Below are 16728 nucleotides of genomic sequence, written 5' to 3' on the forward strand. Positions count from 1 at the left end.
TATGTTGTGCGATGAACCACGTGATAATGCATTAACACTAAATCAGCAAGAATTTGCTTTTATTTGCCGGTATGTGCATGAGCATGCCGGCATAGTGCTGAGTGAAGGTAAACGGGAAATGGTCTACCGGCGCTTTTCTCGCATTATCCGGGAGCGCCGGTTATCTTCTTTTAGCGAGTATTGCCATTTATTGCAGCAAAACCCTTTGCAGGAGCAAAATTATTTTATTAATGCCATTACCACAAACCTGACCAGTTTTTTTCGCGAACAGCATCATTTTGATTACCTGCGCCAGCATGAACTGCCGGCGCTGATCCGAAACGGCGGCCATGAAAAGCACATGCGCATCTGGTCGTCGGCATGCTCTACCGGTGAAGAGCCCTATAGCATCGCCATCACCTTAATCCAGGCAATGCAAGGGCTGTTGTCGCAATGGGACGTGAAGATACTGGCCACCGATATCGACAGTAATGTCTTGGCCAAAGCAAAACAGGGGATATACGCCAAGGATAAGCTCGACGATCTGAGCAGTGACATCAAAGGGCAATATTTTAAACAAGGCACAAGAGAAAACTCGGGCAAGGTCAGGGTGGCCCAATGCCTGTCGAAACTTATTACCTTTAAGCAGCTGAACTTATTGCATCAATGGCCGATGAAAGGGCTTTTTGATGTGATTTTTTGCCGTAACGTCATTATTTATTTTGATAAGGATACCCAGCAAGACTTATTTGCCCGTTATTACGACTATTTAAAACCCGGGGGCTTATTGATCCTCGGTCATAGCGAAAATTTAGGCTCGTATCAAAGTGATTTTGACAATGTCGGTCGCACTATTTTTCGTAAACCCGCGTTATCAGAACAGGCTCAAGTGGTGTAGTGATTGTGGCGAGTGCGGCGAGAGTGGAAGTAGAGGAATGTTTACATAAATGTTTGCCAGAATTCACCCATATTAATCATTATTGGGATCGACAAAGGCAAATGGTGGTAGCGAAAATATTACCCGGTGAGTTTTACATCACCACGGAAAATATTGCCATCGCGACCACCTTAGGCTCTTGTATTGCGGCCTGTATCTGGGATATGCGCACCGGGGTGGGGGGCATGAATCACTTTATGCTGCCCCATACCCAAAAGGAAGCGGCGGAGGTCGATTGGGGACAAAGAAAGCGAATCGGTGATGCCACCCGCTATGGCAATTATGCGATGGAGCATTTGATCAACAAAATTTTAAGGCATGGCGGGCGAAGGTGTAACTTTCGCGCCAAGGTCTTTGGCGGCGGTAAGGTGTTAAAGCAAATGTCGGATGTCGGGCAAAGTAATATTGATTTTGTCCTGGGTTATCTCAAGGATGAAAATATCCGCATCGATAATGCCGATCTCGGGGGGGGTTATCCGCGCAAAGTCATTTTTGAGCCGGGTACGGGTAAGGCTTATATGAAACGTCTGGATAATTTACATAACGATACCATAGTGCGCCGGGAAAGAGACTATAAATATAAAATCGACCACCAGGCAGTGGGTGGAGATATTGAACTGTTTTAGTGCCCGGGTAAACAAACCGGCATTGAGCATTTTAGTAAAGGACATTACTAAATGAACAAGATCAAAGTGTTAGTAGTGGATGATTCAATTACGATACGCAATATCCTCACCTCGATATTGGCACGGGAGAGTGAGATTGAGGTGGTCGGGGAAGCTGAAGATCCCTATGATGCCCGGGAGAAAATCAAGCAACTCAATCCCGATGTCTTAACCCTGGATGTGGAAATGCCGAAAATGGATGGCTTGACTTTTCTTGCCAATCTGATGCGGCTGCGCCCTATGCCTGTGGTGATGTTATCGACCCTGACCACCAAAGGGGCCGATACCACGTTAGCTGCCCTGGAAACCGGCGCGGTAGATTACATCACTAAGCCCGATGCCGAGGCGTTAATGGCAGAGCAGGATAGTTTCAGGAAAACCCTGGTAACCAAACTTAAAGATGCGGCAGGTATTAATTTAAAAAACCTGAAACTGAGTAAGAGTTTAACGGTAAAGCAAGATCTTCGGGAGCTGCCTTTTGCCGGCAGTGGACGCCGAAATCACCTGATTGCCATCGGGGCTTCTACCGGAGGTACGGAAGCCATTAAAAGTATTTTGATGCGTCTGCCGCCAACATCCCCTGCCGTGGTGATCACCCAGCATATTCCCGTGACCTTCAGTGCGCGTTTTGCCAGCCGCCTCAATGCCTGTTGTCCAATGGCGGTACAGGAAGCCCGCCATGGACAGAAAGTGCATCCGGGCAATGTCTATATTGCGCCGGGGGATAAACATCTGAAAATAGAGCAAAGAGGCGGGGTTTTATTTTGTTTGCTTGAAGACTCTCCCGAAGTCAACCGGCATAAGCCGGCGGTGGATGTTTTGTTTGACTCCCTGTTGCCTGTTGCCGGCAATGTCCAGGCGGTGTTGCTCACCGGTATGGGGCAGGATGGTGCCCGTGGCATGTTAAATTTAAAACAGCAAGGGGCGAGGACCTTGATCCAAAATCAGGCGAGCAGTTTGGTATGGGGTATGCCGGGAAAAGCGTATGCCCTTAATGCCCATACCGAGCAATATCCGCTGGGGGACATCGCCGCTACCTTACTTGATTTTGCTGCGCTTAAACGCGGTCAGATGAAGGAGGTATTAAATGTCAGTGAATAAGTTATTACCTCAAGTACCGTTTTCTACCCTGTCTTTATCCGTTGTCGGGATTTTTGGCGTGGTACTCGCTTTGCTCAATATTTTTTTTATCGAACAGATCTTTCTTGATATTTTATTGTTAATCAGTTTGTTAGCCCTGTTTGCTCTGACATTGCGTAACAGTTTGCTGCAAAAAGTGTTATCGCCCGAATCGCTTGGCCAGGGGATGAAAACCGCAGGTGAACGGCAGGATATCGGGGGGCAAACGGCTAAACAGGTAAATCAGCAGCCGAGCCAGCAGCTAAGGATACAGTCGGTGTTGGCGGATCTGAATAAATCCCTGTCGCAGGAAGTAGAGATCATAGGCAACGAAGTCAGGCGTACCAGTAGCGTGCTCAGTGACGCTATTTCCGGGGTCTCCGGCAGTTTTAAGGGCTTGCAGGAAATCAGTGATGAACAGCAGCGCTTGTTTAATGAAATCGTCGACTGTAAGCATGACCCCGATGGCGGTCAGGTCAATGTTTTTGAGGCCTTTATTGATAATTCATGTCAGGTGCTGGATGATTTTGTCGAGGTGATAGTAAAAACCAGTAAGCAGAGCCTGGAAACCATGTACTTTATCGATGAAATGGCTAAGCAGTTTGAGCAGGTGTTTAATTTTCTCGGCCAGGTGGAGAACCTGGCAAGTCAGACCAATTTGCTGGCGCTAAATGCCGCCATCGAAGCGGCGCGTGCCGGTGAAGCCGGCAGGGGCTTTGCCGTTGTTGCCAATGAGGTCAGGGCGCTTTCCCTTAACTCCAGTGAATTAAACAACAATATTCGCCAGTCGATTAATCAGGTCCAGGGCATTATCGGCAAACTCAGGGGGTCGGTTGAAGTGATTGCCTCTGCCGATATGAGCTCAACCCTGGAAGCCAAGGACAGGGTCAAGGACATGATGGTGCAGGCAGAAAGTGTCAGCCAGCAAACCCATGACACAGTCGATGAACTGGCGTCGCTCTCCCCTAAGCTCAATGAAAGAGTCTCTGTCGGTATACGCTCTTTGCAGTTTGAAGATTTAACCCACCAGATCCTCGATTCCGTCGGTGATAATCTGGGGCGTTTACAAGCCATTGCCGGGGAAATGACTCAAGTAGAGCACTCGGCTGAGCATAATATTGACAGCCAGTTAAAGAAATTACAGTTATGTTGTCAGCAGGTATTTGAGCAAACGAAATCTGCAGACAAGCACCGCACCGTCGAACAGGCATCAATGGAGGAAGGGGCCATTGATTTATTTTAACAGCGCTAACTTTTTTGTTAGGTAAGTCAGGTAAGTAAGGTAAGGCAGGGAGTTTTTATGTCGATTGAAAAAATTGTTTCAGCAGATAATCAAAATGTTTCTATCGCGATTGAGGATAGGTTCGATTTTTCGTTACACCAAAAATTCAGGGAATCGTATGCCGATTGCGATACTAACGGCACGACTTTTACCCTCAAACTGGATAAAACCAGTTATATGGACAGCTCTGCGCTGGGCATGATTTTATTGCTTAAAGATCATGCGGATAAAATCTCCGGCAAGGTGATCATTAATAAGCCCAATGAAACCGTGAATAAAATCCTTGAGATTGCCCAGTTTCATCGCCTGTTGACCATAGAGCTGTAAAGCATGAATGCCATGGTTGAAAACCCGGATGCCAAACTTGCCCTGGTAGTCGATGACTCCGAGATGCAGTGTATGATATTAAAAAACCTGCTCATGGAGGAAGGTTATCGGGTGTTAACCGGCAATGACGGCGCCAGGGGGGTAGCTTTATATATTGAGCATTTACCGGATCTGGTGTTGATGGATATCAATATGCCGGTGATGGACGGTTATGAAGCGGCAAAACGTATTAAAAGCTTGTCGCCGAACAGCTTGGCCCCTTTGATCTTTATCACCAGCATGGACTCGGATCAGGCTTTTGTCGACAGTATTGAAGCCGGCGGTGATGGGATTTTGACCCGGCCATTTTCTCCGGAGGTGTTTAAAGCCAAGATCAAATCCATTCAGCGGATCAGTAATTTGTATAGCCAGGTGAAAAACTTGCAGCAAGAGCAGCAGCAAGATGCCGAGCTGGCAGAGCAAATTATGTCCGGGGTGATCGAGGCGAGAAATTTTGCCCTTGACCGCATCGGCATTATCAAGCAGGCAGCGGCTCTGTTTAGCGGTGATATCCAGTTAACGGCGTTATGCCCCGGAGGCAATGTTAACGTGTTGCTGGGGGATTTTACCGGTCACGGCCTGCGCTCGTCTATCGGCGCTATTCCCCTGGCTGAAACCTTCAGGGTGATGACAAAAAAGGGGTTTTCCCTGCTGGAAATCATTGAGCAGATCAACCGGCAGTTATATGAGTTATTGCCGGTGGATTTATTTTGCTGTGTTTGTTGCGTCAGTATTTCCAGCCATGAGCGTTCTGCCTATGTGTTTAATGCCGGGTTGCCGGATACCTATATCTTCAACCACGAAGGAAAAATCAAGCATAAAATCACCTCTAACCATATTCCTTTAGGGGTGATGCCAAATCTCTTGCCGCAGGCCCAACTGCAGGTCTTTAGTGTCGCAAGCAACGACAGGGTGGTACTGATCAGTGACGGTATCCTGGAGGCGAGAAACCACCAGGGGGAAATGTATGGTACCCGGCGCTTTGAATTTGCCGCCAAACAAGGCTTTTACCACGGAGATATTCCCGGCAAGGTCTTTGATGCCGTTGATGAGTTTTGTCAGGGCAGGCCGCAGGAAGATGATCTTTCCCTGATAGATATTCCCTGTCATGGCTGGGAGCAAGCGCCGGCACCGGATGAGGCTGCCCAAAGTATTGCCATCAGTGAAATGCATGATTTATATCTGGAGTCCGAGCCAAGCTGGAAATGGCAATTGAAGCTCACCGGCCAGCGCCTGGCGCTGGTAAATCCTGTGCCTATGGCGATGGGACAAATCCAGGAAATAGAAGGAAACGGCGAGCACTGGAATAACATGTACAGTATTTTAACCGAGCTTTATGTCAATGCCCTGGATCACGGCATTTTAAGGTTAAATTCCGATCTGAAAAACTCGGCGGCCGGTTTTGCCCATTATTTTATGGTCAGGGAGTCGAGGCTGAAGAATTTAAGTAGCGGCATGATAGATATCAGCTTGAGTTATCACCCGTTGCAAAGTGGCGGCAAGATGATCATCACCATAGCCGATGATGGTGCGGGGTTTGACCTGGCGGCCTTTTATGAACACCGCCTCAAGCTTAAACAAGCGGACAAGGTCATGTTATGTGGCCGTGGTATAGATCTGGTGCATCAACTGTGTGAAAAGCTTGAATATCTGGACGGTGGCAATAAGGTGCAGGCCACTTATGTCTGGGCGAAGTAATGCCTGAGTGGCTGCGGGGAGATTTCACCGGCTATTGAATTTAAAGCATCTATTGGGGTTTATTAAAAAACGATGAACATATTGGTGGTTGATGACAATAAGTGTATCCGGGATGTGATCGGGGCCATGGTGCTGGCCAATGATCATCAGCCTATCGTTGTTGACGGCCATGTAGCTGCGCTGGAGAAATTAAGACGCCAGGTTATCGATGTTATTTTAATGGATATTGAAATGCCTGAGGTGGACGGCCTGACCCTGACCCGTATGGTGAGAAAGGAATTTAGCCAATGGATCCCGATTATTTTTCTCAGCGCCAATGACAGTGCCCGTTATCTGGCCGAAGGCATCGAAGCCGGTGGCGATGATTATCTGACCAAACCGGTGAAAGAAGAGATCTTAAATGCAAAAATTTTGGCGATGGCGCGTATTGCCAAAATGAAGCAGCAGCTGGACGAAGCCAATAAAAAACTGGAAATGCTCAGTTGTATCGACCCGTTAACGAATGTGCTCAACCGCAGGGGACTGGAGCAAGAGCTGGATGCGATGTGGCAAAAAAATATCCGGCAAAGGGGGGAGTTATCCTTGCTGATGCTCGATATCGATTTTTTTAAGGCCTATAACGATAACTATGGCCATCCCCGGGGAGATCAATGCCTGCAGCAGGTGGCTTCGGTACTGGGGGCAACTTTACTTAAAGGCGCCGAGCTGATCGCCAGGTATGGCGGCGAAGAATTTATCATGCTGCTACCTTCGACTTCGCTGTCACAGGCAAGAAATCGGGGCCGGAACATTATAGCGGCGCTAAATCAGGCGGAGATAGTGCATGAATATTCTGATGTTGCCCCCAGGGTAACCGTCAGTATCGGCATATCTAACAGCACGCTGGGGGCAAAAGACCCCCGGGCGCTGATAGAGCAGGCGGATCAGGCTCTGTATCAGGCAAAACGCCTTGGCCGTATGCAATGTGTGTTGTTTCAGAAAACGACGACAGTATGGTGTTTGGATAAATGAACGCGGATCTCATTCATAACTCACAGGAAGTAAAATGGCTATGTCACAACCTAAGGTATTAATTATTGATGATGACAGAGAATATCTGGAGTTATTAACCGAAGCCCTTGAAGGGGATTTTGTGGTGAAATGCGCCCATAATTTTTCCATGGCGGAAATGATGATCAGTGATTTAGCGCCTTTTGATATCGCTTTGGTGGATGAACATCTCAAAGAGGCAAAAGGCTCCGTCTGGATAAAGCAGCAAACCCGGGGCGGGACCTCGGTCAGATCGTTTGTGCTTTATTCGGGCATGGCAACGGAAGAGGCTATATTAGCCGGATTAGAGTGCGGCGCCGATGATTTTCTTTGCAAACCCATCTCTTTGCTGGCGTTAGCCAATAAACTTAAAAAGCTCATTGCCTACCAGCATAAGATCAAAGACTTTGAAGCCGAGCTGCACTCTAAAGATAATGTCATCAATATTTCCATGGCACAGGCCTCTAAATATGGCGCCTGTATGCAGCTAAGCTCCCGTCTTAACCATTGCGACAGTTATGAAAAGATCCGCGATGAAGTGTTTCATTATTTTTACAATATGAACTTACATGGCTGCCTGGCGTTTTATCCGTTAAATGAAAGCGCTATTTTTTATCATTCGCAAAAAGGCTGCTGTTCGCCGGTTGAAGTGGAAGTGATGGAGATTTTAAAAGCCAAACCCCGCTTATATCGCTTTGGTCCCCGAACCATTTTTAACCATAGCCTGGTCTCTATTTTGATCCTCAACCTCGAAGAAGGCCATATCGATACCGATATTTATATTGATGCCCTGGCATCGGTGATCGAGTGTATCGGCGCGAGAATGGAATTTATTACCTACAAACATTCTTTACAGCAGGTGGAACAACAGATCCAGGAAGCGGTTTTTAAAACCAAGAAAATGCTGGGCATTTCAAAACTTCACCAGCAGGAGGTGATGTCGGAAATCGTACAAAACATCGGTATGAGTTTCCATGTCCTGGACTTAAATGAAGAGCAGGAAAGTTATTTGACCAGCCTGGTACACAGCGCCCTGAAAAAACATACCCAGGATGATATTAACTTTTTGGAAGTCAGTCAGTTATTGGATGTGGCGCTGGCCAGTGTCGATAAACTGCAAGCGCTCAATACCGGCCAGCAGCTTTCCTGTGAACTTGATGAAGAGGATGAGTTATTTTGAAGTCCGTGCCCAGCCTTGCGCTTAAGGATATCCCCTTACCGGCATTTGTGCTGGGAAGCGCCTTTGACATTGTCTCGGTTAACGATGCCTTGGTGGCCTTGAGCGGCTACCGGGACCATGAATTACTGGGGATGGCGGTGCAGGTATTACTGCCGGCTTACCCGGAGCATAAATTGCCCGGGGCAGCAGGTACTGGCGGGACAAGGGAAGGTAGCGGCGATGAAAATGGCAGCATCAAGCGCTCAGGTAACTCCCGGGAGAAGCCTTTGCAGCACAGCAGAGCACCGGGAGAGGAAAAGGCCGGCCCCGCCCATTTAGCCTTGTTGGCAAAAGACGGACAAAAACACTTGATGGAGTTGCGCGCTCAAACCATTGACAGCCAGGTCTTTGTTTTTCTGACTCCCAGAGGCGGAGGCGGAGGCGGAGGCGGAGGCGCTGCGTTGGCGGACAATAACCCACAGGAAAGTGAACAGGCGTACTGGGAATGGCAAGGGGATAAAGAAGAGGTTTATTATTCTTCCCGCTTTATGGCGTTGCTCGGTTATGAAAATCGTGCTTTTAGCGGACCTGTTTCTTTTTGGGAAAAACATATCAATAAAGCCGATGTCAGCTTATTTAACCAACAGTTGGCGCAGGCGACTTCAGGCAAACGCACTAAGGTCAACTTCAGTCTTAAGCTGGTGGATAATAGCGGCCAGGAAAAGTGGGTCAATATCCAGGCGAAAGTCCGGCAAAGCCAGTCCCGGCAAAATAAAGGGCAGCAAGTGTGCCATTTGGTGGGGATGATGAAGGATGTCAGCAAAACGCAGTTTTTGCTCAGTCCGGGGCAAGAGCAAGAGCGTTATTTGGGCCTGGTAGAGCACTTGAGTATTTGCGGGCACTGGCGCTTTAGCCCCGACGATGAGAAGTTTTTCTGGTCCAGCGGCGTGTTTAAAATTTTTGGCATCCGCCCCTCGAACTACCGGCCAAGCATTGAAGAAAGTGCACACTTTTTTGTGCCGTCGCAGCGGGAATTGTTGAAAAAACATCTGCTAACGGCGGTAAGCAGCGCCAAGGGCTTTTATTTTAAAACCTGTATTAAGCGGCCTTCGGGGCAAAAGGTAAAAATTGAAACCATAGGGGAAGTGGAGCTGGATCAGCAGGGCAAGGTGATTTCTATCTTTGGTTTGTTCAGGGATATCACCCGCACCGAGGAAGTATTTGAAAAGCTTAAGCTGCTTGCGATGGTCAATTATACCATCAAGGTGCCGATATTTTTTATCGATGATAATGATAATGTCGTTTATCAGGACTTGTCGCCGCAGGGGGACAGTGAGAAATCGACCCTGTTTAATTACATTAATTTTAGTATTACCGACTACCTGGCGCTGAAAAAGACCACGAAATTAAAAGGACAGATCAAAAGAAATCATATCAGCTTTGACAAGTTCAATAGCGTTTTTAACTTGTGCGTGACCTATGAAGCACAGGAAGGGATCTATATCTGGATCGTGGAAAATGTCACGGATAATTTTCGTAAGGAGCAGCAGCAGATCATCAGTAACCGTTTAGCCTTGCTGGGCAATACTTTTGGCAATGTCTCCCATGATATCAATAATGTCCTGGGGGTTGCCCTGGGGGCCATTGAAATGCTGGAGTTAAAATATGCCCAGGGAGAGCGGGAGATATCCGGTTATATTGACCGGGTGAAAAATGCCATAGATAAAGGAAAAAGTGTGACCGAGCGTTTATTGGCGTTTACCCGTAAACCGCCGGTTAAAGTGGTGGAATTTGATCCGATTCGTGAGATCAAGGAAAACAAGTACCTGTTTAAACAGTTGTTGCCCAGCTCTATTGAGTTAAGCTTTGCCTTTGCTCCCGTGCATTGTTTAATCCACTTTCCGCAGGGGGAGTTTATTAATATTTTGCTCAATATTGTCTTAAACGCCCAGGATGCCATCAAGGAAACCGGGGAGGGGGGGCAAATTGAGCTCTCTGTGGTCTTAAATCAGGAAAAGCACCTGGAAATTCATGTTAAAGACAGCGGCACCGGCATAGCGCCGGAAAATATTTCCCGGATATTTGATCCCTTTTTCAGCAGCAAGTCCATCAACAAAGGTAATGGTATCGGCCTGGCCAATGTCTACAGCACTATGTACAAGCATAACGGCCAGATCCAGGTGCAGGGTAAATGCGAACTCGGAGGGGCGCACTTTACCCTGATCTTCAATTGCCAGCTGGAGGAAGAACAGGTACAGGAATATGCCGCACTTCTGCCGGGGCTCAATATCAAAGATAAAAATGTCCTGATCCTCGATGACGAAGTCAGTATCAGCGAATTTATTGCCTTATATCTTGAAAGTGAAGGGGCATTTACCACCTATGCCAATAACAAGGAAGACCTGCTGGCACATCTGGCAAGCGGGCAGGATTACGATATTTTTATTACCGATATGATCATGCCGGATTTATCGGGTCGTGAAGCGGTAAACCTGGTTAAAGCAAAATTTCCCGAGATCAAGATCTATTCTATCAGCGGTTATATCACCCATGAAGACAGGAAATGGCAATATCCTGTATTGAGAAAACCATTTAATTCCAAAGAGTTGGCGGATTTTTTGATGCGTTAGCAAAGAAAGTAACTTGATGGCCGGGGATTGACACAATAACAAAGGACAAGTTTGGATGACGGTAATGGCAACAGTGAAGGAAATGTTCCCGGTAACGGCGCTTAAGGGCGTCTGCCCGGCTGTGAGCTTGCTTTCCCTGGTCAAGCCCGGGGCCTGGTGTGGAGGTGCAAATGAATAAACCGGTTGCCGCAGATATAGCCGGGCAAAATAGCGGGCAGGGGCTCTCCGGTGTAAAGCGCTATGGGATACAATCTTTGCTGGTTAAAATTGTTTTGGCGGCGGTGTTATTTTGCCTGCTGGCCCTGCTCGGTATTGGCGGCTTTCTCTATCAGCAAACCAATCAGCTTCAGCAGGAGCAAAGGTTAAAGGAACTTGAGCAGCACAGCCAGCTGGTGACCCCTGTTTTACGGGATTTTTATTACAATGCCCGTGCGGATGTACTGATGCTTGATAACGGCCTTACCTTGGCAGAAAAAGGTCTGGAAGAAAAAAGCTTACCAGAAAAAAGCCAGCATCCGGAAATACCAGAGACAAAAAAATTAACCGCAGGCGTAGCGGACAAAATGGAGCACATGTTCCGTGTGTTATTAATGCGCAGCCGCATTTATCATAAAATCAGTTATTTTGAAGTGGCGGAGGCGATCACGGAGAAAATTAGCCTGACACGTGAAAAAGACAAAGTCGTTAAGTCAACGCTGCCGCTACAAACCTTAGGGTTAAATTTTATCTCAGACAATGAGCTGTTGTTTTATCAGGGAACCGAGGCCGATGTTTTTCAGGGACGCCAGGCGTATTTTTCCCAGATAGCCTTGAAGCAGCAAAAAAAGCAAGGTCTCAGGCCTCCTAAAGTGGTTATGAAGGTTATCTTGCCCAGGTACGACAGTCAATCTCTGGTGTTGGGCCGCGCCGGAGGTAAAGAAGGTTTGCAGGGGCTGATTTTACTTGAGCTTGATTTTAATGCTTATATGCAAGTACTGGTTGACGGTCCCCTGGCTGATTTGGACTTTTATCTGGCCAATGCCGACGGTGATTACCTCTATTATGCCCAGTCCCCTGATTCATTAAGCTTCAGGCCGGATGGTTACCGGCTACAGGATGAGTTTCCCCAGCTAAAGACGGTGATGGATAAGCATCTGCTCTTTAAGAAATTAAGGCAGCTCACTTTAGCCACAGGAAGCGGCGAAAGCCAGGTCACAACAGACATGGCTTATTACAGCCGTATCCCTTTGGCTGATCTAGGCATTGCCGGGCATCTTAATTTCTTACTCAGATCCCCCCATCACGGTTACCAGGTAGTGGTCAACTGGATACAGCAGCAGGGGTTTTTCCTGATGTTAGCCTGGCTTATGCTGGTGCTTGGACTCGTGATTTATGGTGCCCGCAAGCTGCTGGCGCCGTTACAGACCCTGACCGAAAGCATACAAGGATATGACATTGCCGCCAAGGTGGATTTGCCCGGTGGCAGACGGGATGAAATTGGCGAGCTTAGCAGTAGCCTCTCCCGGGTATTTGCTACTTTTAGCAAACAGCTGTTTGCCCAGGAAAAAGCGCTTAGCCAGGCAAAAGATTTTTCCGCGGGCTTGCAGGGGGTGCTGGACTCGATTGCCGATGCCGTGGTGAATATCAACCCCGAAGGTAAGATCCTTTCCTTAAACCAGGCGGCCCAAAGAATGTTCGGTTATAAGGAAGAAGAAGTTAAAGGGAAAAGTATCAGGGTGTTGATGCTCGATACCAAGGGCAGGCAAGGGGCCAATGCGGTGTTGGATTATCTGCGCTCGGGCATTAATTGCGTCGGCGGTAAGGGGGAGGAATTGACGGGACTTCGCCACGATGGTGATGACTTTCCCATGTACCTGGTACTGACGGAGGTGATGACCCGGGAAGGTAAACTTTATACCGCCATGATCCGGGATGTGACCGCCAATAAACTGATGGAAGAAGAGCGGGTCCAGGTGCTGAAAAAAACCAAGGAGCTGGCCTGGCGGTTGGACTTTGCCCTGGCGGCTCCCGGCATTGGCGTCTGGGATTATCATGTCCTGAGCGGCAAGGTGACCTGGGATGAGCGTATGTACCATTTATACGGGGTTGAAGCCAATTGCGGCCTTGATCCCGCCGATTTATGGAAATCCAGGATGCACCCGGATGACCTTGACGCCGTTGAAGCTAAGGTGGCGGCGACGGTAGAGACAGGCAAGGCCCTTAATACTACCTTCAGGATCTTGCTGCCCGGGGGAGTGATCAAATATATCGAGGTCCATGCCAAAGCCATGTCTGATGGTTATGGCGGCATTATCCGCCTGGTGGGCACCAATATCGACGTTTCCGAGCAGCAAAACTTACAAAATCTCAAACAGGAGGCCCTGGAGCTGGCGGAAGAGTCTTTGCGCTTGAAATCTGAATTTTTAGCCAGCATGAGTCATGAGATCCGCACCCCCATGAACGGAGTATTGGGCATGTTGGGCCTGCTTGAACATACCGAATTGTCCAAGCAGCAGCAACATTATATCGAACTGGCCAGTAGCAGCGCCCAGTCCCTGCTGTCCCTGATCAATGATATTCTCGATTTCTCTAAAATCGAAGCCGGTAAACTTGAGTTGGAGATCATTGATTTTGATCTGCGCACCCTGCTCGGTAATTTTGCCGAATCTATGGCGGTACGCTCCCAGGAAAACAATACCGAGCTTATTCTTGATGTCTCGGGATTAGACCTTTACATGGTCAAAGGGGATCCCGGGCGCATCCGCCAGATATTATCTAACCTGGTGGGGAATGCCATTAAATTTACCAGCGAAGGGGAGATAGTGATCAAGGCATCCATTGCCGAACCGGAACAAGACCAGTCGCTGATGCTGCATTGTTCGGTGACAGATACCGGGATCGGTATTCCCAAGGATAAAGTGGGCCAGCTGTTTGACTCCTTTACCCAGGTGGATTCTTCCACCACGCGAAAATATGGCGGTACCGGGCTGGGACTGGCGATAGTGAAACAGCTTTGCCAGTTAATGGATGGGGATATCCGGGTATCGAGTGAATTGGGACAGGGCAGTACCTTTAGCTTTGATATCAGAGTAAGGGCCTGCGAGCAGAAAAAAGTCATGATGCCGACTGTCGATATCAAAGGCACCAGGATTTTAATTGTTGATGATAACAGCACCAACCTGGAAGTGTTAAAAACCCAGTTGGAGCAATGGGGGGCTAAGGTGACCCAGGCAAAAAGCGGTTATGAAGCAATGGCGCTGGTGGAGCAGACGCCGGCGAACTTTTTCCGGGTGGCCATTTTGGATATGCAGATGCCGGGCATGGACGGTGCCACTTTGGGAGCCAAGATCCATAACCACAGCAACAGCCGTGAAACTAAACTGATCATGATGACCTCTATGGGAGAGCGCGGAGACGCCAGTTATTTCGCCGAATTAGGCTTTTGCGCCTATTTTCCCAAACCTGCCACCACCTCTGATTTATTTGATGCCCTCACCGTCGTGGTTGAAGGTAAGGAAGCACTGGAAGTGGCGCAACCTTTAGTGACCACCCACCATTTACAAAGCCTCAAACGCAATACCAACGAGGGAGAGATCACAGCAGATGCCCGTATCTTGCTGGTAGAGGATAACCAAATTAATCAAACCGTGGTTCAGGGGATATTAGCCAACCTGGGGATACAGGCAGATGTTGCCAATAACGGCCTTGAAGCTATTGCCAAGCTCAACGCTTCAAAAAGTGATCGTTTGTATCAGGTGATTTTTATGGATTGTCAAATGCCTGAGATGGACGGTTATGAAGCCACCCGTAAAATTCGTCACGGGGCTGGCGGAGAAGCCTATTTACATGTGCCTGTTATTGCCATGACCGCCAATGCCATGAAAGGCGATAAGGAAAAATGTTTAGCGGCGGGCATGAGTGATTATACCACCAAACCGATTGACGGCGATATTATCGAGCAAAAGCTGATTTACTGGCTTAAAGAAGAAAGGAAGTTAGACATCAATCAATATTTGACCGCCAGCCGGATCATGGCCGCACAAACCCAGGCCGAAGAAGAGCAAGGCGAGCAGCAAACGCCGGCGAAAACTGCACAGGAAAAAGCGGTACAGGAAGAAACGGCTCCGGCGAAACAGGGCCCCAGTGTCTTTAAAGACGAGCCTCAGGATGAAATCTGGGACAAGGAAGGCTTTTTGAAGCGCATCCGTAACAACGAAGAAATTGCCCGCACCCTGGTGAATATGTTTTTAGAGGAAATGCCCGAGGTGATCGAGTCCTTATACCTGGCTATCGCCGAGAAAAACTTTGCCGACGTCGCCGCATTCGCCCATAAAATGAACGGCACCATGAAAAATATCGGCGGCATCAGCTCATCAAAAATTGTTGCGAAAATGGAAGAAGTCGCCAAAGCCGGGGATATTAACCAGTTAAACGAAATGCAGCCCCAGCTCAGTAGCGAGTTTGATAAATTTATGACGGTGCTTAATCAGTATTGATCGGCGCCAAAGGGATGGAAACAATACCATGTATAAGATATTAGCGGTAGATGACGCCAAGGATACCTTGTTGCTGCTTGAGTTTGATCTCAGCGCCGAAGGCTACCAGGTCATGACCACAGATGCGGCAGACAGCGCGCTGAGACTCCTGGAAAAAGAGCACTTCGATCTGATTTTACTGGATATGTATATGCCCGGCATCACGGGGATGGCAGCGTTGGAAGTGATCAAAAAGAAGGAAGCACTGCAGCATATCCCGGTGATCATGTTATCGGCTGCCGACGGTGAAGATGAAATTGTTTCGGCGCTGGAGCTGGGGGCGGATGATTATGTCACTAAGCCTTATATTGCCAAAGTCTTGCTGGCCAGGATACGGACTTCTTTGCGCTTGATGGAAAAAAACCGCGAGCTGGAAATTCTGGCCACCACAGACTTTTTAACCGGTATTAATAACCGTGGCCGCTTTTATGAGCTGGCAAGTAAAGCTTTTACCGAATCCATGCGGCAAAAGTCCGGCCTGGTACTGGCCATGTTTGATATTGATTTATTTAAACAGGTTAATGATAACTACGGTCATGAAGCCGGTGATAAGGTGCTGGTAGAATATACCCAGCTGATGGGCAAGGTTTTCAGGGAGTATGATATTCTTGGCCGTCTCGGGGGAGAAGAATTTGCCGTGTGCTTTCCCGATACGGCGATAGAAGAAGCCATCAATGCCTGTGAGCGGTTCCGCCTTTGCCTTGAGCAGCACGCCATCTTGCCCGGCAAACAGGAGCAAGAACCCTTGTTTGTTAGCGTCAGTATCGGGGTGGCGTCAACGACCCTTGCTTCCCCCGGGTTAGATGATCTGATCCGCCGGGCAGATCTGGGCTTATATGAGGCAAAAAACACCGGCCGCAATAAAATTATTGATGCCGACAAGCTGCAGCAAATTAATGAAACACAAGCGCCGTTGATCGATTATATTGATACTATGAATGATGAAGAACCTGCGCCGCAAGTACCCCAGTCACAGGAATTTCCCGGCATAGATCAGAAAATCGGCCTGGGTAATGTGCTTGGCGATAAAAGCCTGTTTAAGGAGATACTGGTGATGTTTTACCAGGATCATCATGACGATAAGGAAAAGCTGCAATCGGCCCTGTCAGCCAAAGACAATGCCACGGCAAAACATCTGGCTCATACCTTGAAAGGGGTTGCAAGCTCGGTTGGCGCCATGGCGCTGTTTGAACGGGCCAAAGCCCTGGACAATGCCATCAGCGGCGGAGAAAAAGATCAATACCAGCTGTTGTTTGAGGGGGTGGCGGCAGAATTAATCAAGGTGATGGCAGGTATCGAGCAGGAGCTGGCAGAGCAGCTGCATAAGGTCAGCAGCTAGTTGCCGCCGGA

At 48.3% G+C, this 16728-nt stretch carries 11 protein-coding genes; all 11 read left to right on the forward strand.

Translation table 11 applies throughout. The features are described from left to right. The first annotated feature begins 1 nt into the window (after position 1). Positions 2-877 (forward strand): protein-glutamate O-methyltransferase CheR, encoded by an 876-nt coding sequence (locus QL234_RS07590; protein ID WP_281557228.1) that lies wholly within the window; start codon positions 2-4, stop codon positions 875-877. 2 nt (positions 878-879) lie between these two features. Next, positions 880-1542, forward strand: a complete 663-nt coding sequence (gene cheD / locus QL234_RS07595; RefSeq protein ID WP_281557776.1) for a chemoreceptor glutamine deamidase CheD — start codon at positions 880-882, stop codon at positions 1540-1542. 51 nt (positions 1543-1593) lie between these two features. Further along, positions 1594-2682: a chemotaxis response regulator protein-glutamate methylesterase gene (locus QL234_RS07600; protein ID WP_281557229.1), complete on the forward strand. Its 1089-nt coding sequence runs from the start codon at positions 1594-1596 to the stop codon at positions 2680-2682. Then, complete coding sequence (locus QL234_RS07605) at positions 2669-3943, forward strand: methyl-accepting chemotaxis protein (protein ID WP_281557230.1); 1275 nt, start codon at positions 2669-2671, stop codon at positions 3941-3943. Before QL234_RS07600 ends, QL234_RS07605 begins: the two co-directional genes overlap by 14 nt. 57 nt (positions 3944-4000) lie before the next feature. Next, positions 4001-4309 (forward strand): STAS domain-containing protein, encoded by a 309-nt coding sequence (locus QL234_RS07610; RefSeq protein ID WP_044834802.1) that lies wholly within the window; start codon positions 4001-4003, stop codon positions 4307-4309. A 3-nt stretch (positions 4310-4312) separates the two neighbouring features. Further along, positions 4313-6046, forward strand: a complete 1734-nt coding sequence (locus QL234_RS07615; RefSeq protein WP_281557231.1) for a SpoIIE family protein phosphatase — start codon at positions 4313-4315, stop codon at positions 6044-6046. Positions 6047-6118: 72 nt separating this feature from the next. Then, positions 6119-7057, forward strand: coding sequence for a diguanylate cyclase (locus QL234_RS07620; RefSeq protein ID WP_281557232.1), 939 nt, complete (start codon positions 6119-6121; stop codon positions 7055-7057). A 34-nt stretch (positions 7058-7091) separates the two neighbouring features. Next, positions 7092-8255 (forward strand): response regulator, encoded by a 1164-nt coding sequence (locus QL234_RS07625; protein WP_281557233.1) that lies wholly within the window; start codon positions 7092-7094, stop codon positions 8253-8255. A gap of 5 nt (positions 8256-8260) precedes the next feature. Beyond that, complete coding sequence (locus QL234_RS07630) at positions 8261-10864, forward strand: ATP-binding protein (RefSeq protein WP_281557777.1); 2604 nt, start codon at positions 8261-8263, stop codon at positions 10862-10864. Positions 10865-11034: 170 nt separating this feature from the next. Continuing rightward, a complete protein-coding gene (locus tag QL234_RS07635; protein WP_281557234.1) occupies positions 11035-15339 on the forward strand; it encodes a response regulator in 4305 nt (1434 codons plus the stop codon). Positions 15340-15367: 28 nt separating this feature from the next. Next, positions 15368-16717, forward strand: coding sequence for a diguanylate cyclase (locus tag QL234_RS07640; protein WP_281557235.1), 1350 nt, complete (start codon positions 15368-15370; stop codon positions 16715-16717). Positions 16718-16728: the final 11 nt, after the last annotated feature.

This window comes from Thalassomonas sp. RHCl1, assembly GCF_947387555.1.
Classification (GTDB): Bacteria; Pseudomonadota; Gammaproteobacteria; order Enterobacterales; family Alteromonadaceae; genus Thalassomonas.

Bases quoted from the DNA above. Each gene is read 5' to 3' on its own strand.
- QL234_RS07640 (WP_281557235.1), top strand. From the start codon at position 15,368: ATGTATAAGATATTAGCGGTAGATGACGCCAAGGATACCTTGTTGCTG.
- QL234_RS07605 (WP_281557230.1), top strand. From the start codon at position 2,669: ATGTCAGTGAATAAGTTATTACCTCAAGTACCGTTTTCTACCCTGTCT.
- QL234_RS07600 (WP_281557229.1), top strand. From the start codon at position 1,594: ATGAACAAGATCAAAGTGTTAGTAGTGGATGATTCAATTACGATACGC.
- QL234_RS07620 (WP_281557232.1), top strand. From the start codon at position 6,119: ATGAACATATTGGTGGTTGATGACAATAAGTGTATCCGGGATGTGATC.
- QL234_RS07615 (WP_281557231.1), top strand. From the start codon at position 4,313: ATGAATGCCATGGTTGAAAACCCGGATGCCAAACTTGCCCTGGTAGTC.
- QL234_RS07610 (WP_044834802.1), top strand. From the start codon at position 4,001: ATGTCGATTGAAAAAATTGTTTCAGCAGATAATCAAAATGTTTCTATC.
- QL234_RS07625 (WP_281557233.1), top strand. From the start codon at position 7,092: ATGGCTATGTCACAACCTAAGGTATTAATTATTGATGATGACAGAGAA.
- QL234_RS07590 (WP_281557228.1), top strand. From the start codon at position 2: ATGTTGTGCGATGAACCACGTGATAATGCATTAACACTAAATCAGCAA.
- QL234_RS07635 (WP_281557234.1), top strand. From the start codon at position 11,035: ATGAATAAACCGGTTGCCGCAGATATAGCCGGGCAAAATAGCGGGCAG.